The sequence below is a fragment of the Winogradskyella undariae genome, assembly GCF_013285155.1.
GTDB classification, from domain to species: domain Bacteria; phylum Bacteroidota; class Bacteroidia; order Flavobacteriales; family Flavobacteriaceae; genus Winogradskyella; species Winogradskyella undariae.
The window spans coordinates 31,860-52,286 of record NZ_JABTEL010000014.1 but is presented as its reverse complement, the minus strand read 5'-3'; the positions used below and the strand labels follow the sequence as shown (position 1 = coordinate 52,286).

The window sequence follows — 20,427 nt, the reverse complement described above, 5'->3', positions numbered from 1 at the left end:
AGTTAGTAATTAAAATCAGTTGTGTTTAATCATCACATGTAGCAATAAATAAACTGTTTTCAGTGAATGTAATGCCTTTTAAATCTTTTACTTCTGAAGCAATTTTATAAAATGGTTTTAAATCATTTTCATTAGGATGTTCATAATATGGAAAAAACTCATTACCATATTCTAATATTTGAGGCAAGATTTCTCTTTCGGTATACGTTTTGGCAAAATTTAAAGTTTCTTCACTTAAATCTTCATAATTTTTACCTTTTCTAAGCTTTGTATATTCATCTAACAACAAAACACCGTCATGGTATTTCGCAATAAATGAACCGGCTTGAGAATAGTTTTCTGATAAACCAGCCAAAATAAAATCATTGTAATTTTCTTCAACTTTAAAACTATAAATACTTACACTATCCGTTGGCTCATCTTCATAATAATAGTCGTCTCTTGGTACACTTACTTCTAAGGTATTTAATTTTCCCTTTTGCTTATAATAGTAAGGATAGCTGAAACAATTTGCATTTTTATTAAATATTGGTGTAAAAGGTTCTTCACTTATTTTATTAAAACGAACGGCTAAATCTTCTCGTGAATCTACACCTATACTAACATTTACAGAATCTTTAAGCTCTGAATTAAAACGTCCATATAGCACAAACTTCGCTTCGGCATGATACGTAAATTCATAAATACCATCTGCTTTCAGTTTCCAAGTTCCTTTTCTTGCTCCACCAAAATAAGCCACTATAAAAGTTTGGTTGGGTAGAACAATAAAGGTGCTACCGCCTTCGGGGTTACCGCTGCTTTGAGCATAGGATCCTGAAATTTGATCATTCTGTGCATATAGGTTTGAAGAAATAAGTGTCATAATTATAAATAAGGCTTTCATCATATCGTAATTTATAAAATTAAAGATATGTTGAATTTTTAATACATAGGAATTATTAAAATATATTTAAATAAAACTTATGTAACCTTCCTATGATTAGCATACACTCCACTAAACATTTGTATTTTTGCATGCTTGTTGCAACATCATAACCTTAATTAAAAACATGATCGTATCTAAACTACATTATATATCTGAAGGAAATACACCTGAAGAACATTTACAAAACATACAAAGTGCTTGTACCTCTGGCGTAGAATTAGTGCAACTAAATTTACAAAATGTATCTGAAGACCAACTATTGGAAGTCGCTAAATCTGCTAGAGAAATTACATTACATTTTCAAACCCGATTGGTTATCAGTAAAAATTACAAAATAGCAAAAGAAGTTAAAGCGGAAGGTGTTTATTTGGAAACAACTGACGTCTGCCCTACTGAAGTTAGAAAACATTTACACACTTGGCAAATTATAGGAAGTGCAGCGCATAATCTTCAAGATTGTGAAACCTTAATCACTAAAAAAGTAGATTATATCTGTTTGGGCCCTTTTAAACCTTCTACAACTAGCGAAACTCAGATTCCTGAGCTAGGATTAAAAGGTTACGAAGCCATCACAGCTATTTTAAATACAGAAATCCCAATACTTGGTTTTGGAAATATTACCACAGATGATGTGACTGACCTCTTAGAATCTGGCCTTTCAGGAATTGCTGTAGACCAAGCCATCACGCAAAATTTTGATAGTATTAAAGTCTTTAATCATTTACTAAAAGCAGCTGTTACAGCAGAACAACGCCATACTTTTGAATAAGTACTTAAGCAAATACCTAAACAACCAACAAATCACCATTCACAAATAACGAATCACCAATCACCAATCACAATAAATATGTGGATGTATTTAGGCTTATTAGCCGCACTTTTTCTAGGACTACATAACTTATGTAAAAAACATGCTGTACAAGGAAATGAAGTATTCCCTGTACTTTTAGGTACCGTTTCTAGTGGGTTTCTATTTGTAGCGAGTTTCTATGTATTGTCTTTGTATTTTCCAGAATATGCCTTATCAAACGGTTATAATTTTCAGAAAATCCCTTGGCAAACGCATGGTTATATTTTTATAAAATCGATAATCATGGCGAGTTCTTGGATTCTTGCCTACCAAGCGCTTAAGCATTTACCGATTACCATTGTAACACCAATACGATCGGCGGGTCCGTTTTTTACCTTTATTGGCGCCATTTTAATTTATCAAGAACGTCCTAATTTTTTACAATGGATTGGTTTTTTCCTCATTATCTTCTCGGTTATTCTCTATTCTAAAATCGGGAAAAAAGAAGGGATTAACTTTAAGCGTAATAAATGGATCTTTGCTATTATTGGCGCGACTTTTTTAGGGGCTTCTAGTGGATTATACGATAAATTTTTAATTCAGAATCTGACCTTAAATCCGCAAACCTTACAGTTTTGGTTTTGTTTATACACCATTCTAATTCTATTAATTATATTAACCGTAACTTGGTTTCCGCATACCGAAAAACGTAAAGCTTTTAAGTTTAGATGGTCTATAATAGCCGTTGGTATTTTATTACAAGCGGCCGATTACTTCTATTTTAAAGCACTTCAGGATCCTGATGCATTAATCATGTTGTTGTCTGCTATAAAACGAAGCCAAATACTAATAGCAGTAGTTGTTGGAGGTCTTGTTTTTAAAGAACAAAACAAACGAAAAAAATTAGTGCCTCTAATAGGTATTATGATCGGTGTAGGCTTAATTTTGTATTCATAAAAAATAGATCAATAATTTTAACAAAGCACTATACATGGGATCCGATTTTACAATCATCATTGAGAAAGCATATAAGAAAATAAGTCTGATTAAAGATGAAGGAAAAGTAGCAACTTACATCCCTGAATTAGCTAATGTAGATCCTGATATGTTTGGTGTGCATGTTACTAAAATTGACGGGACTAATTTTGGAATTGGTAATCATCTCGAAAAATTTTCAATACAGAGTATCGTTAAAGTATTATCCTTAACGTTAGCGTATAAAATTGTAGGTGAAGATTTATGGAAACGTATTGATGTAGAACCTTCAGGTACTAAATTCGATTCCCTTTTATTGCTTGAAACCTATGGGGGGATTCCTCGTAATCCGTTTGTAAATTCTGGTGCTATAGTCATTTGCGATGTTTTAATTTCACATTTAAAAAATGCGAAAGAAGAATTTTTAGATTTTGTAAGAGATTTAAGTGATATTCCAACACTCACCTACTCTGATAAGATTGCCGATTCAGAAAAAAGAACAGGCTTTAGAAATGTAGCGCTTTGTAATTTTATTAAAGCCTTAGGTAATATTGAAAATGATCCTGCTGAAGTCTTAGATTTTTATTTTGATATCTGTTCTTTAGAAATGACTTGTCAGCAGCTTTCGCAGACTTTTACTTTTTTAGCAAATAATGGTCGTAAAATTAGTGATGATAAAAAAATAATATCTAAAACGAAATCAAAACGTATTAATGCTTTAATGTTAACTTGTGGTTTTTATGACGAGTCGGGTGAATTTGCTTTTAGAGTTGGTTTACCTGGTAAAAGTGGTGTTGGTGGTGGTATTGTAGCGTTATATCCTAATAATTACACAATAGCTGTGTGGAGCCCTAAACTAAACAAACACGGCAATTCTTTTAAAGGTATGGAACTGCTTGAAGATGTCACAACATATTCTGAATTGAGTATTTTTTAATCCCTTAAATTATGGTTTTAAAATCATTTTTGCTTTTCTTTATATTAATTCATAAAAATTTAACAAACACTTTACTACAATATCATTTTCAGGTAAAATATCTTATTTTGCAAAGAGATAGGTCACTTTCAACCTTTCGTTACTAAAACCTTATACTTCTTATATGGCATTAAAAATTGTAATATCTCACAAAACGACCTACAAATACGATCGTAAAGTTTCATTGTCACCACATGTTTTTAGATTAAGACCAGCACCTCACTCTAGAACACCAATAGAATCTTATTCGATTAAAATAACACCAGAAGATCAGTTTTTTAACTGGCAACAAGATCCATTTGGTAATTACGTGGCACGTTTGGTATTTCCTGAGAAAACAGATGAATTGTCTGTAGACGTAGAAATTATTGCAGATTTAAAAACCATAAACCCTTTTGATTTTTTTATTGAAGAGTATGCAGAAGAATATCCCTTTGTATATACCGATACTGTTAAGAAAGAATTACAACCATATTTAGAAATCACAGATAAAGGCAAATTATTAGAAGGCTTTTTAAAAACCTTAGATTATACACCGAGGAAAACGATCTATTTTCTAATAGATATCAATCAGAAAATTTATGAATATCTAAGTTATAATATCCGAATGGATCCTGGTGTACAAACTTGCGAAGAAACTCTTGAAACTAAAAAAGGATCTTGTAGAGATTATGCTTGGTTATTTGTACAAACCTTACGTCATTTAGGTTTTGGGGCACGTTTTGTTTCCGGTTATTTAGTACAATTAAAATCTGATGAAAAGTCTTTAGACGGACCTTCAGGACCTGAGGAAGATTTTACAGATTTACACGCTTGGGCAGAAGTTTACCTACCTGGTGCTGGTTGGATTGGTTTTGATGCCACTTCGGGGTTATTAGCAGGTGAAGGTCATATACCATTGGCTTGTACGCCTTCTTTTGAAAGTGCAGCTCCGGTTTCGGGTATGACAGATGTTTGTGAAACAGAATTTTTCTTTGAAAATTCTGTAAAACGAATTTTAGAATCACCAAGGGTTACAAAACCTTATACAGAAGAACAATGGAAAGCCATAGATAAGCTTGGAAATAAAGTAGAAAAACAACTTCAAAAAAACGATGTTCGCTTAACTATGGGAGGCGAACCTACGTTTATTTCAATTGATGATTTAGAATCCCCTGAATGGAACACAGCTGCAGATGGTCCATACAAAAGAAAACTAGCTAAAGACTTATCTAAACGGTTATATGAAGAGTTTGGTCATCGTGGTGTTTTTCATCATGCACAAGGAAAATGGTATCCTGGAGAACCTTTACCAAGATGGCAAATAGAAATTTGTTGGCGTAAAGATGGAAGACCTATTTGGTTTGATAAAAAATATTTAGAAACCTTTGCAGATGCTATTGTTATTCCTAAACATACAGATAAGTTATTTTTAGAAACCTTAACCAAATACTTAGGTGTTTCTACGCAGCATATTCTACCTGGTTTCGAAGATGCGTTCTACTTTTTATGGGAACACGGAAACCTACCTATAGACATCGACCCTACCAAGGACAGAGATAATACACTTGTAAAAAATAAATTAAAGGAAATATTAGAAGGTGGAACATCCGAGCCTGTGGGGCATTTATTACCTTTAAATAATACACAAGGAAAATGGTTTACAAGCGAATGGACGTTTAGAAGACAACATTTATTTCTAACCCCCGGGAATTCGCCAATGGGATTAAGATTACCTTTAAATTCTTTACAAGAGAAACCTGAGCACGAAATTTTTCCTTCTTATGAACCTGATCTATTTTCTAAAAAGAAACGTTTACCAAGTTTTAGAAATATCATAAAGAAAAGGCATCAAGATTATATTGAAAACGGTTTAGACCCAAACCAACCTAACTATTTTGTAAGAACAGCAATCTGTGCAGAAGTAAGAGAAGGTAAACTCTATTTATTCTTACCGCCTTTAGATTCGGCAGAAAGTTTCTTAGATTTAATTACAGCGATTGAATTTACAGCCAAAGAATTAGATGTTCCTGTTATTATGGAAGGTTACGATCCGCCAAAAGATAACAGACTAGAGTCACTTAAAATTACACCAGATCCAGGTGTTATTGAAGTTAATGTGCATCCGGTAACCAATTGGAAAGATTTATGTCATAATACATTTACTTTTTATGAGCAAGCCAAATTATCGCGTTTAGGAACTGAGAAATTTATGCTCGATGGTAAACATACCGGAACTGGAGGTGGAAATCACGTTACTTTAGGAGGTACAAGTCCAGCTGATAGTCCACTACTTCGTCAACCAAGTTTACTAAGAAGTTTATTAACCTTTTGGCAACATCACCCTGGTTTAAGTTACTTATTTTCAGGATCATTTGTGGGACCAACAAGTCAGGCTCCAAGAATAGATGAAGCTAGAACAGATAGTTTATACGAACTAGAAATTGCCTTTAGCCAAATCCCAAAAGATGGCGAAGTTCCATTTTGGTTAACCGACCGTTTATTTAGGCACCTTTTAACCGATTTAACAGGAAATACGCATAGAGCAGAATTCTGTATCGATAAATTATACTCACCAGATTCTTCAACAGGACGTTTAGGGATTTTAGAATTACGTGGTTTTGATATGCCACCACACCCTAAAATGAGTCTCGTACAAATGTTGCTCGTTAGAACCTTAGTGTCTTGGTTTTGGAAAAAACCATACGAACATAATTTAGTACGTTGGGGAACCGAATTACATGATAAATTCTTAATAGAACATTATGTAAGAGAAGATATTAAAGACATTGTTTCTCAATTAAATAAAGCAGGTTATCAATTTGAAGAAGATTGGTTTAATCCATTTTTCGAATTTAGATTTCCGCTGCATGGTATGGTTGAAATTAACAATATTCATTTAGAATTAAGAGCAGGAATTGAACCTTGGAATGTTCTAGGTGAAGAAATGACTGGCGGCGGAACGGCAAGATATGTAGATTCTTCTCTTGAGAGATTACAAGTAAAAGTTTCTAATTTTATAGATGAACGCTTTGTATTGACTTGTAACGGCGTAAAAATACAATTGAAGAACACAGGAGTTCGCGGCGAATATGTTGCAGGTATTCGTTATAAAGCATGGAATCCATATTCGGCTTTACACCCAACCATTTCAGAAGATACCCCTCTAGTTTTTGATGTTGTAGATACCTGGAATAAGCGATCTATTGGTGGTTGTACGTATTTTGTAGCACATCCTGGCGGAAGATCTTACGATGCTTATCCTATAAATAGTTTTGAAGCTGAGTCTAGAAGAATCAATCGTTTTTGGGAATTTGGTCATACACAAGGTGAAATTAATCCGGTAGAAAACATTAATCAAGAAACGGAAAGTCCAAATAGATCGGTTGAGAAAAATAATAGTTCAAAAAGTTTTACTTACAAAGAATTACCTATTAATTTTGAATTCCCATATACGTTAGATTTACGTAAAAAATAAAAGATTGGATATTCATCCTATGAAGACCAAAACAAAGACATTATTTGAAAATTATTTTTCAGCATCAAAAAGTTATGATGAGCTACTCACTTCTAAAATGAGTATTAAAGACAATTGGAAAACATTGTCTAAAAACATATTGAATATTGGTCCTGAAAACTTAGCGATAAAGCAAACAGAAATCAATTGGCTTTTAGCAGAAAATGGTGTTACTTATAATGTTTATAACGATCCAAATGGATTAAACCGTCCTTGGGATTTAAATATTGTTCCTTACATCATTCATCAAAACGAATGGAACCAAGTAGAAAAAGGAATTCAGCAAAGAGCCGAAATTCTAAATCTTGTTTTAAAAGATTTATACGGTAACAGAGCGTTACTTAAAAATGGAATAATTCCACCAGAAGCCATCTATGCACATAGTGGTTTTTTACGTGCTTGCGACCAGATACAATATAAAAGCGCTAAACAACTTTCAATCTATGCGGCAGATTTAGCTCGTGGTCCTGACGGAAGATTGTGGGTTGTAAATGATAGAACACAAGCACCTTCTGGTATGGGATATGCTTTAGAGAATCGGTTTTCTACAAGCAAAATTATACCAGAATTATATACAGATATCAACGTAGCACAACCCTCTAACTTTTTTAACGACTTTAATACATTGTTGCAAAATTCAGCATGTACAAATGTTGAAAGTCCAATGGTTGTGATTTTAACCCCCGGACCGCATAATGAAACTTATTTTGAGCATTCTTATTTATCATCTTTCTTAGGCTACCCATTAGTTAAAGGGAATGATTTAGTGGTTAGACACGGAAAAGTTTGGTTAAAATCACTAAAAGGTCTAAAACAAATTGATGTTATTTTAAGACGAATTGATGATACCTTTATGGATCCATTAGAGCTACGAGAAGACTCTTATTTAGGAGTTGCAGGATTGCTCGAAGCTGTTCGTTTACAAAATGTAACTATTATAAACCCTATTGGTAGTGGTATTTTAGAGAACCCTGCTTTAATTCCTTTTATGGAAAATATTTGCAAATATTTTTTAGACGAAGAATTAATCTTACCTCAAATCGCCTCTTGGTGGTGTGGACAAGAAAAAGAAAGAAAACATGTTTTAGCAGACTTACCATCATTTGTAGTAAAACGAATAGACAAATCCCATAGAGAACATATTTATTTCTGTGAATTTTTAGATAAAAAAGCACTTAAAAATCTTAAAAAAGAAATCTTACAATATCCTTACAAATTTGTAGCGCAAGAAAAAATATCCTTCTCTACAGCACCTAATTATATTAAAAACCAGCTAGAACCACGTAAGATTTCTTGCAGAACATTTGCTATAGCAAAAGATGATGGTTATAGTGTTATGCCTGGTGGATTGGTTAGAGTAGCGCCAGAACGTGAAGAGTTATTTGTATCTAACCAACGCGGAGGCACAAGTAAAGATTTTTGGGTTATTAACGATAAACCACAGCCTAATCTTCAAAATTATTCTTGGAGTAAAACAAATTCTAGCCCATCAATAGACATCAACGATGTACCAAGCAGCACTGCAGAAAATTTATTTTGGTCCGGGAGATATATAGGAAGAGCTTTAATCACGGCACGCTATTTAAGAATGGTATTGAGCCAAATGACACACGCACAATACAACGACCGAAAACCAGAATCTGAAAGTTTAAAAATTTTATTTCAATCTATTACTAAAATCACCTCTACCTTTCCTGGGTTTATGACGGAAGATGAAGACGTTTTAAAAAACCCATTAAATGAAATTAAAGACATTATAATTGACGAAAATAAAATAGGCAGTTTTGCACAATCCATGCAAAGTTTCCATTTCTCTTATTATGCACTTCGTAATTTATGGTCTAGAGATATGTGGCGTGTTTTTGATGGCATTGAAAAACATATAAAAAACTTAAAAAAAGAAGAAAATTATACCGTTTATAAACTGACTAGTTTTTTCGATAAAATTATTACCAGACTCATTGCTTTTATGGCACTTACAGAGCAAAGTATTTTGGTTAGACAAGGACTTCTACTCTATTTTATTGGATTACAGATAGAAACAAGTGCTATGAATATCGAAAAATTTAGAGCCTTGCTTATCGTAAATTATGATGAAGAGTTAGAATATGAAATTTTAGAATCGTTATTAAACAGTCACGAAAGTTTAAATATCTATAGATACAGTTACAACTCTTACTTAAGTATAGAGAACGTCATAAATTTAATCATCCTAGATAAAGAATATTCAAGATCTTTAACTTGTCAATTACACCGACTAAAAAAGGATATTGATAAATTACCTGCTACCAATAAAAACGCTGAGCTCACCCTTTGTCAAGAAAAAATGAATCTTGTTATTTCTAAAATGGAAAGTTTAGATTTAGAAGATATGTTAGAAATAGACCAAAAATCTAATATGCGCCAGAATCTTGATGATTTATTATCAGATTTAAGCGAGTTGCTGCACACGACATCCATGTCTATTTCAGATACTTATTTTAATCATTCTCAACCACAAAAGCAGTTGGTAAACAGAAATATTACAAATTAATATGATTTTTGACCTTTGGCATAAAACTAAATATTCTTACGAAAACGGAGCTTCCTTTTGTCACAACATCACGACGATTAAACCTAAGAGTTTTCTTGGACAAACACTTTTAGAATATAGCTTAGAAATTACACCTACACCAACAGATATTTCAGAACGTTTAGATTACTTCGGAAATTCTGTGACGCGATTCTCTATTCAGCAACACCATAAAGAATTGATTGTTATTGCGCGTAGTAAAGTAGATCGAAATTATGAAGCTCAAGTTAATGAAGCAGAATTTGCAAAAGGAAAAAAAGTTACTATAGCAGAAACAAAAGTACATTTAAAAGCTACGGATTCTGAAATTATTGATGTCCGCCAATTTGTAATGCCATCACCTTTAATCTCTAATAATAGTGAAGAAATTAGAGCCTATGCTGCTGTATCTTTTAAACCTGAGCGCTCTTTTTATGAAGCCACTTACGAATTGATGCAACGCATATATACTGATTTTGATTTTGTTCCTGGCTTCACAAATATTGCAACACCTTTAAAAGAAGTGATGGTAGCAAAGAAAGGGGTTTGTCAAGATTTTGCACAAATTGCAATTGCTTGTGTACGTTCTATGGGGTTACCTGCCAAATATGTTAGTGGTTATATTGAAACAATCCCCCCAGAAGGAAAGGAAAAATTAATAGGAACCGATGCATCACATGCTTGGTTTTCTGTTTATATACCAACATATGGCTGGGTAGATTTTGACCCTACAAATAATCAAATCCCAAAAAACCAACACATTGTTGTGGCTCATGGACGAGATTATTACGATGTACCACCTTTAAAAGGTGTAATTTATAGTATGGGAAAAAACACGATGGAAGTTTCTGTAGATTTAAGACCTGCTAAATCACAAGATATTGAAAGAGTGATACAAAGTCAATCACAATCTCAGCAATAGTATTTAACTTAATTCCGTTTTACTAATAACAGCTTATGGATAAACCTTAGTTTTTCTATAATAGCAGGTGAAATTACAAAAGGATAAACATCTGGTATGCCCATCGCTCTATTAATACTATTTACGGCTAATGATAAAGGCACACACTTTTGTACAATTTCATCAAAATTAGTTTTTGTGTAAGGATCAAATGAAACTTTCGTTTTTAAAGCTTTGGTTTTAAACTTGGGTTTTACATTAAGTCGAAAGAAATAAGCCGTTTCAACCATATCCATAATATGTAAATAATGCGCCCAAGTTTCTGCCCAATCTTCCCAAGGATGAGCTGTGGCATAAGCACTAATATATGATTTTCGCCAATCTTTAGGCGGACCTGATTTATAATAAGTTTGTAATGCTTCAGAATAATTTAGAGTTTCATTCCCAAAAATAGTTCTAAATTCAGATAATATTTCCGGTTTATTTCTTACTAGACGTTCCCAATAATAATGCCCTACTTCATGACGTAAATGCCCTACTAATGTTCTATAGGGTTCAATCATATCTTTTCTAGCTTGCTCTCTTAAAACAGAATTTCCTTCTCTTATTAAAATAGTAATAACACCATTGGCATGCCCTGTCATTAATTTAGGGTCGTCTTGCTTTTTTACAAAATCGAAACAAAAACCATCAGGATCTCTTAGTTTACTAATGATCGGTAAACCTATTTTTTGAAGTTGATATATTAAACGATGTTTAGCAATTTCAAGATGTTGCCAATTTTCAAAATTATCTAATTCTGGATTCGATAAATTGGGAATGGTTCTATTTAATTGACAGGCTTTGCAGTACTCTTCAGGACTATTTTTTTCTATAACCCAATTACAAACGTGATAAGAATGATTTTTACAATATTTATATGCAACATGTTCTCGGTCCGATATAAGCGCTTCTGTATCAGGTTTAAAAGTGAGCATCATTCTATCCTCTGCTCTAAAACCTGTTAAATGCCCACAGTTATCACAAGTGTAATTCTCAAAAAACACCGAATAATTACAATTTCCACATTGAAATATCTTCATATTTAATTCCTGTATAAACTGTTTTGTTTTAACTTATACTGTAACAAGCAAATGTAATTGATTTTTCAATTTAATTAACATGGGGTTCTATAGAAAAGAAAGCTTCATAAATTGCTGTAGAAATATCATTTAGTTTCCCTTGAATGTTATCTAAATACTCATGTAAACCCTCTGCTATAATATCGTTAATATCTGTAAATTCTAACTGAGCTTTTAAAGCTCCTAATTGCCTTTGTGCATTATTACAGTAACCAAAAGAACTACCACATAGTCTAACAATAGATTGTTCTGCTCGTATTAAACAATTAAGTATAGATCTTGGAAAATCAGTATCTAATATTAAGAATTCCGCAATACTCGTTGAAGATAATTTTCCGTATTTTTTTCGGTACATATCGTAAGCACTTACTGATTTTAATAGTGCCGTCCATTGTATTAAATCTAATGAAGACCCCACTTGGTTTGCAGAACCTAAAAGTAGATGGTATTTAACATCTAGAACTCGAGATGTTTTGTCTGCACGTTCTATAAGTTGACCAAGTTTAGCAAAATTCCAACCTTCATTTCTAGAAATTGTAGCGTCATAAATTCCGTACAATAATTGACATCCATTTTTTATATCACTAAAAAAATGACGCACTTCAGAATCATTTAAACGCTTTTTTTCTGAAGCCTTTTTTACCAAATAATACAATGCATTAATTTGCTCCCAAACCTCTTTTGTGATTTCAGGTCGTATAGCACGTGCGTTTTCTCTTGCATTGATAATACAATTACAAATAGAATTTGGGTTCTCTGATTCAAAAGCCATAAAATTTATGACTTTATTTTTCTCTGCTTTTTCATGCAACGATTCATACAAAGGCCAATCTCCTGTTATAACCACAAGAGGTTTCCATTGTTGCTCCTCATTGGGAGATAATTCTAGTGATAAATTAAAATTAACATCCATAAAACGCGCATAATTTTCAGCACGTTCAAGATACCTATTCATCCAATATATAGTGTTTGCAACTCTACCTAACATAATTTTATTTTAACTGTTTAATACCCAAGTATCTTTACTTCCTCCGCCTTGAGAAGAGTTTACAACTATAGATCCTTTCTTTAATGCCACTCGCGTTAATGCGCCCGGAATAATCTTAATATCGTCACCAAATAAGGCATAGGGTCTTAAATCTACATGACGTCCTTCAATAGTATCATCTGTAAGCGTTGGTACACGAGATAAATTAATCATAGGCTGTGCTATATAATTACGTGGTTTTTGCTTAATCTTTGTTATAAATTCTTGTTGCTCTGCTTTCGTTGATTTTGGCCCAATGAGCATCCCATAACCTCCTGAAGCATCCGTTTGTTTGACGACTAAATTATGGATATTTTCAATCACATATTTTCGGTCACTTTCTTCATCACAGATATATGTTTTTACATTTGGTAAGATCATATCTTCACCCAAATAGTATTTTATAATTCTTGGAATATAGGCATAAACAGCTTTGTCATCAACCACTCCTGTTCCTGGCGCGTTAACTAAAACAACATTCCCTTTTAAATAAGCTCTAAATAAACCAGGGGTTCCTAATAGCGAGTTTTTATTAAAGACTTCTGGATCTATAAAATCATCATCCACACGACGATAAATAACATCTACACGTTGTAAGCCATGCGTTGTTATCATATAAACAATATCATTTTTCACAATTAAATCGCGACCCTCTACTAACTCTGCTCCCATTTGCTGCGCTAAGTAAGAGTGTTCAAAATAAGCCGAATTGTAAGTTCCTGGGGTTAAAACAACAACAGTTGGGTTATCTACTTCTGAAAGAGATTCTAAAGTGTCTCTTAAAATATGTGTGTAATTATAAACTGGTTTCACATCTAATTTCTCAAATAATTCAGGAAATGTACGCTTCAAAATTTCTCTATTTTCTAACATATAAGAAACTCCTGAAGGACACCTCAAATTATCTTCAAGCACATAATATTGACCATCTCCTCCTTTAATTAAATCGGAACCTGTAATATGACACCAAACATCTTTTGGAGGCTTAAAACCTTCTAATTCTTTTAAATATGAAACACTTGAAAAAATCATCTCTTTAGGAATAATCTTATCTTTTAAGACATTTTGATCATTATAAATATCTTGAATAAACATATTTAATGCACGGATACGCTGCTGCAAACCTTTTTCTAAATGATTCCATTCTTTATTATTAATAATACGTGGAATAATATCTAAATGCAGAATCCGTTCTATACCCTGATTGTCATTATAAACATTAAAAGTCATACCCAAAGAAAGCTGTGATCGATCTGTAGCATGTTGCAGTTGTTTTAATTTTCTTAGACTCATTTTTTCAAGCCGTTCTAAAAACAGTTTGTAATTAGGTCTAACAATATTATTTTCATCAAACATTTCGTCATAGAACCCATTAGAATCGTAAGCGGAGAAATCTAGTTTTGGCATAAGTGTTTCAAATACAAATTTTAAACGCGTTTTTAGATATTTATATTAAGCTAAAAAGCTCAATTAACACTTAAAGGCGAATTGAGTTAATAAAATATAATGATAAGGTAATACTAGTCATTGCATTCCAACAAAGTACAAAAAATATCATATAGATACTAATACAGTAACACACTTTACGATTCCAATAATTTAACAGTAAAAATAATATTGAAATAAAAATTTAACATTATTATAATTAATAATACCTAAAGAACACTAAAGAGCAAATCTTAACGTATGCTACGTTAATAAAGAAATATAGAGGATTTAAATCGCTGTAAAATGAAGTTTTTTTATATTTTAATCAAAAAAAAAGCATCACTCAACATAAGTTAAGCGATGCTATTTCTATTGTAATATAAATTCTTTTATTTAGAAGCAAACGGGTAATCGGTATAGCCTTTTTCTCCAGGCGTATAAAATGTATCCGTATCCCAATCTGTCAACGGCAAATTGTTTTCAAAGCGTTCTACCAAATCCGGATTAGAAATATAAACTTTACCATAAGCCACTAAATCGGCATCACCATCTGCAATCACTTTATTTCCTTTTTCCTGATCAAAATCACCATTAATCATTAATGTTCCATTATATAACGGACGGAAGTGCTTAGCAATTTCAGTAACCGCAAACGGTACATCTGTAACATCTGTAAAGGGTTCTGATAAATGGACATAAGCCAAATTATAGTCGTTTAGTTTCTTAATAATATATTCAAACGTCGGAATGGTGTCTTCATCTACCGTAATTCCAAATATACCATGAGCCGACGGATTAAAACGGGCGGCAATCTTTTCTTCAGGAATCACTTCTTTTATAGCATCTAAAACTTCAAAAAAGAAACGTGCATTATTTTCTATACTTCCCCCATAATCATCCGTTCTGTGATTGGAACAATTATTAAAAAATTGTTGAAATAAATAGCCATTTGAAGAATGAATCTCTACCCCATCAAATCCAGCTTCAATAGCATTAACCGCTGCCTTTTGAAAATCTTTAACCGTACGTTTTATATCTTCAATAGTCATTTCTTTCGGCGTCACCGTTTCTTTAAAACCCGAAGGCGTAAACGATTGTGCTTTAGGGTTAATAGCTGAAGCAGAAACCGGTAATTCACCATCATGGAAATCGGGATGCGAAATACGCCCCACATGCCATAACTGAATAAAAATCTTACCGCCTTTATCGTGAACACGACTGGTTACGGTTTTCCATCCTTCAATTTGAGCTTTAGAGTGTATTCCTGGTGTATTTATATAACCAACGGCTTCCTTTGAAACTTGTGAGCCTTCCGTTATAATTAAACCTGCAGACGCACGTTGTTCATAATACAACCCCTGCAAATCATCTGTTGCAACTTTACCTTTATTATCTGCACGACTCCGCGTCATTGGTGCCATAACAACACGATTATTTAATGATATATTTTTATGATAAGGTGTTAAAAGAATTTCTGTTTTCATTGTCTTTTTTTTTAATTAGAAGTATTAAAGTTACGAATTTCAATCACCAATATCTTTAAACGTTAAATCAATTAATACAGATTTAACGTTTAAAAACCATAGAACAACCTATCAGAAATTTCTCAGTAAAAAAGAACAACCTAAGAACAAAAAACGAAGTATTAGCCTAGAAAACAATAACCCATTCCTCAATATTACCTTTTAACAATTGGATTAAGAATCTTTAGTACTCTCATTCATATTTTTCTGATAATCAGCTTCAAAAACCTCTTTAATTCGTCTTTTTTTTTACTTTAAATTTTCAATTTCAGCCTTAGAACAGTTCAGTTCTTTTACTTGCGCTAACTTTTCGTTTAATTCTTTTTTAAGAGCTTTGATGTGCTTCAAATTGTTCAGATTGCTCTTCTTTTAGCTTTTACTTCAATTTAACCTCAATCTCACATAAAGCAAAGACTAATTAGCAATCGTAAATATCAAATTTAAACGAATAATAAACTCTCATTTTCACTATACTAATTAATCACTATTCCTTAATTTTACAGTCAATTATAACATATATTACGCCTCTATTTTAAATGAAGCAATTAACTTCTTATTTAAAACAAAACCCTTGGTTTTCTTCATTTAGAACTGCATTTTTAAGCAACCCTAATAGAATTTTATCTGTTAAAGCGACTTTTGTAATTGGTCCTCTTATCATTATTATGGTCAGTTTAGGCTTACCTTTTTATGCCGTAACTTTAGGCTTAGGAGCTTTAGCTGGTGCACTTTCTGAAACAGACGATCACCCTAACGGGCGTTTAAAATCTATGGCTTTAAAAGTACTTAGCTTTGCAATCGCTAGTTTTTCGGTAGAACTGTTACAACCTTATCCTATTATCTTAGGGATTGGACTGGCTTTATCAACTATCTTATTTATTTTAATTGGTGGCATTAGTGAACGGTTTAGAGGGGTTACTTTTGGTGGTTTATTAATAGGAATCTATACGATGATAGGAACTCAGATTAGTCCTAACTGGTACATTCAACCTATTTTACTTATCTCAGGTGCTTTTATTTACGGAACATTTTCATATATATTATTACGTATTAAACCCTATAGTTTATTAGAAGAACAACTTGCTAGAGGGTTTTCTGCTCTTTCATTATATCTCAACGAAAAATCAAAACTATTCCCTGTTACTAAAGAAAGAGAAAAAGAAATTAGAACAAAATTAGCAGTATTAAATGTACAAACGGTTGAAGCTTTAGACCGCTGTAAAGAAGTGCTAAATAGTTATAGTGAATCATTAAATGATCAAACCCCACTAAAGCCTTACTTGTACTATTTTATGGTATTGCAAAGCTTACACGAACGTGCTACATCTAGCCACGAACGTTATGATTTATTAAGTACAAACCCTTCTAATAGAGATTTAATTGGAGGTATACGCCAATTATTAAAAGAGTTGTCTACCGCAACTCAAAGATTCGGAATAAGTTTACTTACTGGCATTCCTTATAAACACCCAACAGTTGTTGACTGGTTAATGAACGCTGTTTCTAACTCCGTTAAAAACGATAACTTAAACCCATCTGTTCCTATAAAATTATTGATTATAAATTTAACGCAGTCACACAATCTTTTAAAAAATATTAAAGAAAATTACAATGTCATTTTATTACCTAAATTAGAAAAAGAAACACATAGTTATTATGAACGGTTTAAGCTCCAACTAAATATAAACCATCCTAAAATGCGCTATGCATTAAAGTTAAGTTTAGCTTTTTTAGTTTCTTACGCAACTTACAAATATTTTAAAATTGAAAAAGGAGAATGGATTGTACTCACCGTTTTATTAGTCCTTCAACCAAGCTATAGTGAAACCAGAAAGTTTTTATTTCAGCGAATCTTAGGAACTTTAGCTGGTGTACTCAGTGGTATTATAATCATTAAACTATTTACATTTTACGGGCAAATTGCTTTAATGATAGCTTCAGCTTATCTATTCTTCTTTTGGTTAAAACGAAAATACTCAATCAGTGTTATTTATGTTACCTTCTTTGTTATGTGTGCTTTCAATATCATAGCTAATAAAGGCATTGATGTTATGGGACCACGCTTAATAGACACTGTAATAGGGGCTTTTATTTCGTTTTTAATCGTCCGGTTTTTATGGCCTAATTGGCAATACAAAAAATTACCTCATCTTTTAAGTGAAGCTGTTCTTAAAAATTCTGCTTATTTAAAAGCCATTTTAAATGAATACGAAAAACCTTTAGTAGACGATTTAGAGTATAGAATAGCAAGAAGGGAAGCACACAGAGCCGATAATGCTTTGGTTAAAGCATGGCAAAATATGCAATTAGACCCTAAAAAGCATCAAAAACTTAAAGCAACAGCTTTTAGATTAACCTACCTTAACCATGCACTACTTTCTTATCTATCAGCTCTTGGTGCACATAGAGACCAAAACAAGAAACAACCTTTAAACATATTATCTTTTGAAAATCATATCTTAAAAACCTTAGAAGAATCTTTTAATTGGTTAACAATTGTAGATAACAGCCAAATAAATCATATTGAAAATAATTTAGAAGAATTACGACAATTATTACATTCTAAGAAAGAAGAAGAAGCCGTACGTATAGAATATAGCCTATTGTTTAACATTACAGAGGTCACGCAACGGATCTTAAAACAAGCACAGCTATTCAAACTCGCCGAAGGAGAAAACACTAATAAATGATTTTAAATTTCTTAGACTTTGAAAAGCATTAAAATTTTGAGGGATTAAGTCAAGCGTCTCACTACCTAATTATTAATTTTGAATGAACCTCAAAATAAAGTAACATGAAAAGTGAAGACCAGAAAACAACATACAATTCAGAAATCACCAAAGAAGACAAAAAAATTTTAGGTGATCAATCAGGAAATTTAAGGCAAGATAACGGAGATGATGAGATCCTTAAAAAACGCAAAAATAAACCAGACTTTGCTGCAAATGATTTAGATATTCCTGGTGGTAGAAATGCTAGACCTTTAACTAACGACAGGCATGCTGATGAAGAAAACCGTCACCACAGCTTAGGAAGCGAACATAATGAAAATTTAGAGCAAGATATAGATCAGGCTAAATAACTTGTCTTATTTTTTATAAAAAAATAATATTAGATCAAGTACCCTATCTTGCTTATCAAGACCTGGGTATTAACAAAATTAAGTTCTATCATTACAGTTTTAAAAGAAGGCTTCAGTCAGTCAATCGTTATTCAAATGTCTGACTTTTTTTTGTCAAGATATGCACCGAGAATGCTATAAAAATGGAGTCATACCTTAATTCAACAAGAAACATTAAATAAATATTAAAATGCCTTCCTTATTTGCCTTTTCCTTACATTATCCTGACCTTAGTAAAAAACAAACCCAATGACAATATTTGTAGATATGGACGATGTACTTGCCGACACCTACGGCAAACACATTGAAATGTACAATTTAGAACACAAAAAAGAATTATCTATCTCTAAAATTACAGAAGGTGAAATGTGGCAAAATGTACCAGAAATACACCAAAAAAGTATTTTAAAACACGCCTACCAACCTGGTTTCTTCAGAGATTTAAAACCTATAAAAGATGCCATACAAATCATGGAAGCTTTGTATGCAAAACACGAAGTTTATATTGCTACGGCTGCAACGCAATTTCCTAATTCTTTACAAGAAAAAAGTGAATGGTTAGAAGAATATATGCCTTTTATTACTTGGGAACACCAAATAATGTGTGGGCATAAATTTATTTTAAAAGGAGATCTATTAATAGACGACAGAACCTATAACTTAGAGAAGTTTGATGGAGATACATTACTGTTCAATTCACCACATAACGTACATGACAAAGGTTTTACAAGAGTTTCTAATTGGTTAGAAATTGCAGAGCGTTTATTGTAAACTTTATAAAAAAATACATTTAAACATAAAAATAGCCCTAGTAAACACTAGGACTATAATGTAAAATGCTCCTACTTTTATTTTTTCTGCTACAATATTTTATATTAATCACACTTGTAACTGCAGAACCGGAATGGTAGCTAGAAGTTTAAGCTTTTGAGGAGTCATAAAGCTAATTTTAGGATTTTTTAGTCTCATAAACATAGCTTCTAAAGAAAATGTAAGCTTATCAAGAGCTATCAATATAGCTAATACAATATTTTCAGCTTTACAGCTTACAGGCAATGGTTGTATACCATTTTTAACTTCTGTATCTAACAAACATTGCATAGCATTAGACGCTGTTATTTTTTCATTCTCATCAGATAAATGAACTTTTAATTCTACAATATCCGATTCATAAACTTCTAAACTACCGGATATTAAAGATCTTAAATAAGACTGATCTTTCTCATTTATCGTTATCTTTTTATTGATATTAAATTGAATTCTCATGGTCGTATTTTTTTAATTATTAAAATTTAAAAATTTTATTCTTTTATAATATTTTTAATAATTAATAAGTCATTTAAATAATGATATGCCTGCATTTTTTTTTACGCGTTTTTTTGTTTTAGGTTTCATTTGAGGAATTTTAGGTTATAATCCAGTTAATTTTACCTTACTGATAACCAATTACTTATAAGTTAACCTATTACTTACATAATATCTAATAAATAAGGTTAAGTCTTTGTTAAAGGTCTATAATAACCATATCATGGCTACTTTTAGTAAAACTTCAAGATAATCTCACTTAGATTTTGAAGTTTTAGAATAAACTAC

The 20,427-nt window shown here is 32.1% G+C and carries 15 protein-coding genes; 9 read left to right on the top strand and 6 right to left on the bottom strand.

All coding sequences use genetic code 11. The features are described from left to right. Nucleotides 1-25 precede the first annotated feature (25 nt). A complete protein-coding gene (locus HSX10_RS15915; protein ID WP_173589242.1) occupies nucleotides 26-886 on the bottom strand; it encodes a hypothetical protein in 861 nt (286 codons plus the stop codon). Nucleotides 887-1,049: 163 nt separating this feature from the next. On the opposite strand from HSX10_RS15915, the gene HSX10_RS15910 reads away from it, so the two are divergent. The 6 genes from HSX10_RS15910 to HSX10_RS15885 all read left to right on the top strand — a co-directional run bounded on the left by HSX10_RS15910 (nucleotide 1,050) and on the right by HSX10_RS15885 (nucleotide 10,635). Further along, nucleotides 1,050-1,694 carry a thiamine phosphate synthase gene (locus tag HSX10_RS15910; RefSeq protein WP_173589241.1) on the top strand — a complete coding sequence of 215 codons (645 nt, stop codon included), beginning with the start codon at nucleotides 1,050-1,052 and terminating at the stop codon, nucleotides 1,692-1,694. A 78-nt stretch (nucleotides 1,695-1,772) separates the two neighbouring features. Then, nucleotides 1,773-2,672 carry an EamA family transporter gene (locus HSX10_RS15905; protein ID WP_173589240.1) on the top strand — a complete coding sequence of 300 codons (900 nt, stop codon included), beginning with the start codon at nucleotides 1,773-1,775 and terminating at the stop codon, nucleotides 2,670-2,672. Between the two features lie 34 nt (nucleotides 2,673-2,706). Beyond that, nucleotides 2,707-3,627 carry a glutaminase gene (locus HSX10_RS15900; protein ID WP_173589239.1) on the top strand — a complete coding sequence of 307 codons (921 nt, stop codon included), beginning with the start codon at nucleotides 2,707-2,709 and terminating at the stop codon, nucleotides 3,625-3,627. Nucleotides 3,628-3,790: 163 nt separating this feature from the next. Further along, nucleotides 3,791-7,123 (top strand): transglutaminase family protein, encoded by a 3,333-nt coding sequence (locus tag HSX10_RS15895; RefSeq protein ID WP_173589238.1) that lies wholly within the window; start codon nucleotides 3,791-3,793, stop codon nucleotides 7,121-7,123. 19 nt (nucleotides 7,124-7,142) lie between these two features. Then, entirely contained in the window at nucleotides 7,143-9,695 is a 2,553-nt protein-coding gene (locus HSX10_RS15890; protein ID WP_173589237.1) for a circularly permuted type 2 ATP-grasp protein, read from the top strand. Nucleotide 9,696: 1 nt separating this feature from the next. Beyond that, the gene (locus tag HSX10_RS15885; RefSeq protein WP_173589236.1) at nucleotides 9,697-10,635 is read left to right on the top strand and encodes a transglutaminase family protein; all 939 of its coding nucleotides are present in this window, start codon (nucleotides 9,697-9,699) and stop codon (nucleotides 10,633-10,635) included. An 8-nt stretch (nucleotides 10,636-10,643) separates the two neighbouring features. Here HSX10_RS15885 and HSX10_RS15880 read toward each other — a convergent pair whose 3' ends face one another. From HSX10_RS15880 to HSX10_RS15865, 4 genes are all read right to left on the bottom strand, one after another. Next, nucleotides 10,644-11,696, bottom strand: a complete 1,053-nt coding sequence (locus HSX10_RS15880; protein WP_173589235.1) for a zinc-binding metallopeptidase family protein — start codon at nucleotides 11,694-11,696, stop codon at nucleotides 10,644-10,646. A 70-nt stretch (nucleotides 11,697-11,766) separates the two neighbouring features. Next, on the bottom strand, nucleotides 11,767-12,723 hold the full coding sequence (locus HSX10_RS15875; RefSeq protein ID WP_173589234.1) for an alpha-E domain-containing protein: 957 nt from the start codon (nucleotides 12,721-12,723) through the stop codon (nucleotides 11,767-11,769). Nucleotides 12,724-12,732: 9 nt separating this feature from the next. Then, entirely contained in the window at nucleotides 12,733-14,169 is a 1,437-nt protein-coding gene (locus tag HSX10_RS15870; RefSeq protein ID WP_173589233.1) for a circularly permuted type 2 ATP-grasp protein, read from the bottom strand. Between the two features lie 410 nt (nucleotides 14,170-14,579). After that, nucleotides 14,580-15,674, bottom strand: coding sequence for an alkene reductase (locus HSX10_RS15865; protein WP_173589232.1), 1,095 nt, complete (start codon nucleotides 15,672-15,674; stop codon nucleotides 14,580-14,582). 575 nt (nucleotides 15,675-16,249) lie between these two features. Between HSX10_RS15865 and HSX10_RS15860 the strand changes: the two genes are divergently transcribed. The 3 genes from HSX10_RS15860 to HSX10_RS15850 all read left to right on the top strand — a co-directional run bounded on the left by HSX10_RS15860 (nucleotide 16,250) and on the right by HSX10_RS15850 (nucleotide 19,605). Next, on the top strand, nucleotides 16,250-18,403 hold the full coding sequence (locus tag HSX10_RS15860; RefSeq protein ID WP_173589231.1) for an FUSC family membrane protein: 2,154 nt from the start codon (nucleotides 16,250-16,252) through the stop codon (nucleotides 18,401-18,403). Between the two features lie 104 nt (nucleotides 18,404-18,507). Next, on the top strand, nucleotides 18,508-18,795 hold the full coding sequence (locus HSX10_RS15855; protein ID WP_173589230.1) for a hypothetical protein: 288 nt from the start codon (nucleotides 18,508-18,510) through the stop codon (nucleotides 18,793-18,795). Nucleotides 18,796-19,083: 288 nt separating this feature from the next. Continuing rightward, the gene (locus HSX10_RS15850) at nucleotides 19,084-19,605 is read left to right on the top strand and encodes a 5' nucleotidase, NT5C type (RefSeq protein WP_173589229.1); all 522 of its coding nucleotides are present in this window, start codon (nucleotides 19,084-19,086) and stop codon (nucleotides 19,603-19,605) included. 108 nt (nucleotides 19,606-19,713) lie between these two features. On the opposite strand, the gene HSX10_RS15845 is transcribed toward HSX10_RS15850, so the two are convergent. Further along, nucleotides 19,714-20,100, bottom strand: a complete 387-nt coding sequence (locus HSX10_RS15845) for a hypothetical protein (RefSeq protein ID WP_173589228.1) — start codon at nucleotides 20,098-20,100, stop codon at nucleotides 19,714-19,716. Nucleotides 20,101-20,427 lie beyond the last annotated feature (327 nt).

Excerpts from the sequence above, each read along its gene's own strand:
- HSX10_RS15915 (WP_173589242.1), bottom strand. The coding sequence starts at position 886 with ATGATGAAAGCCTTATTTATAATTATGACACTTATTTCTTCAAACCTA.
- HSX10_RS15910 (WP_173589241.1), top strand. The coding sequence starts at position 1,050 with ATGATCGTATCTAAACTACATTATATATCTGAAGGAAATACACCTGAA.
- HSX10_RS15905 (WP_173589240.1), top strand. The coding sequence starts at position 1,773 with ATGTGGATGTATTTAGGCTTATTAGCCGCACTTTTTCTAGGACTACAT.
- HSX10_RS15900 (WP_173589239.1), top strand. The coding sequence starts at position 2,707 with ATGGGATCCGATTTTACAATCATCATTGAGAAAGCATATAAGAAAATA.
- HSX10_RS15895 (WP_173589238.1), top strand. The coding sequence starts at position 3,791 with ATGGCATTAAAAATTGTAATATCTCACAAAACGACCTACAAATACGAT.
- HSX10_RS15890 (WP_173589237.1), top strand. The coding sequence starts at position 7,143 with ATGAAGACCAAAACAAAGACATTATTTGAAAATTATTTTTCAGCATCA.
- HSX10_RS15885 (WP_173589236.1), top strand. The coding sequence starts at position 9,697 with ATGATTTTTGACCTTTGGCATAAAACTAAATATTCTTACGAAAACGGA.
- HSX10_RS15880 (WP_173589235.1), bottom strand. The coding sequence starts at position 11,696 with ATGAAGATATTTCAATGTGGAAATTGTAATTATTCGGTGTTTTTTGAG.
- HSX10_RS15875 (WP_173589234.1), bottom strand. The coding sequence starts at position 12,723 with ATGTTAGGTAGAGTTGCAAACACTATATATTGGATGAATAGGTATCTT.
- HSX10_RS15870 (WP_173589233.1), bottom strand. The coding sequence starts at position 14,169 with ATGCCAAAACTAGATTTCTCCGCTTACGATTCTAATGGGTTCTATGAC.
- HSX10_RS15865 (WP_173589232.1), bottom strand. The coding sequence starts at position 15,674 with ATGAAAACAGAAATTCTTTTAACACCTTATCATAAAAATATATCATTA.
- HSX10_RS15860 (WP_173589231.1), top strand. The coding sequence starts at position 16,250 with ATGAAGCAATTAACTTCTTATTTAAAACAAAACCCTTGGTTTTCTTCA.
- HSX10_RS15855 (WP_173589230.1), top strand. The coding sequence starts at position 18,508 with ATGAAAAGTGAAGACCAGAAAACAACATACAATTCAGAAATCACCAAA.
- HSX10_RS15850 (WP_173589229.1), top strand. The coding sequence starts at position 19,084 with ATGACAATATTTGTAGATATGGACGATGTACTTGCCGACACCTACGGC.
- HSX10_RS15845 (WP_173589228.1), bottom strand. The coding sequence starts at position 20,100 with ATGAGAATTCAATTTAATATCAATAAAAAGATAACGATAAATGAGAAA.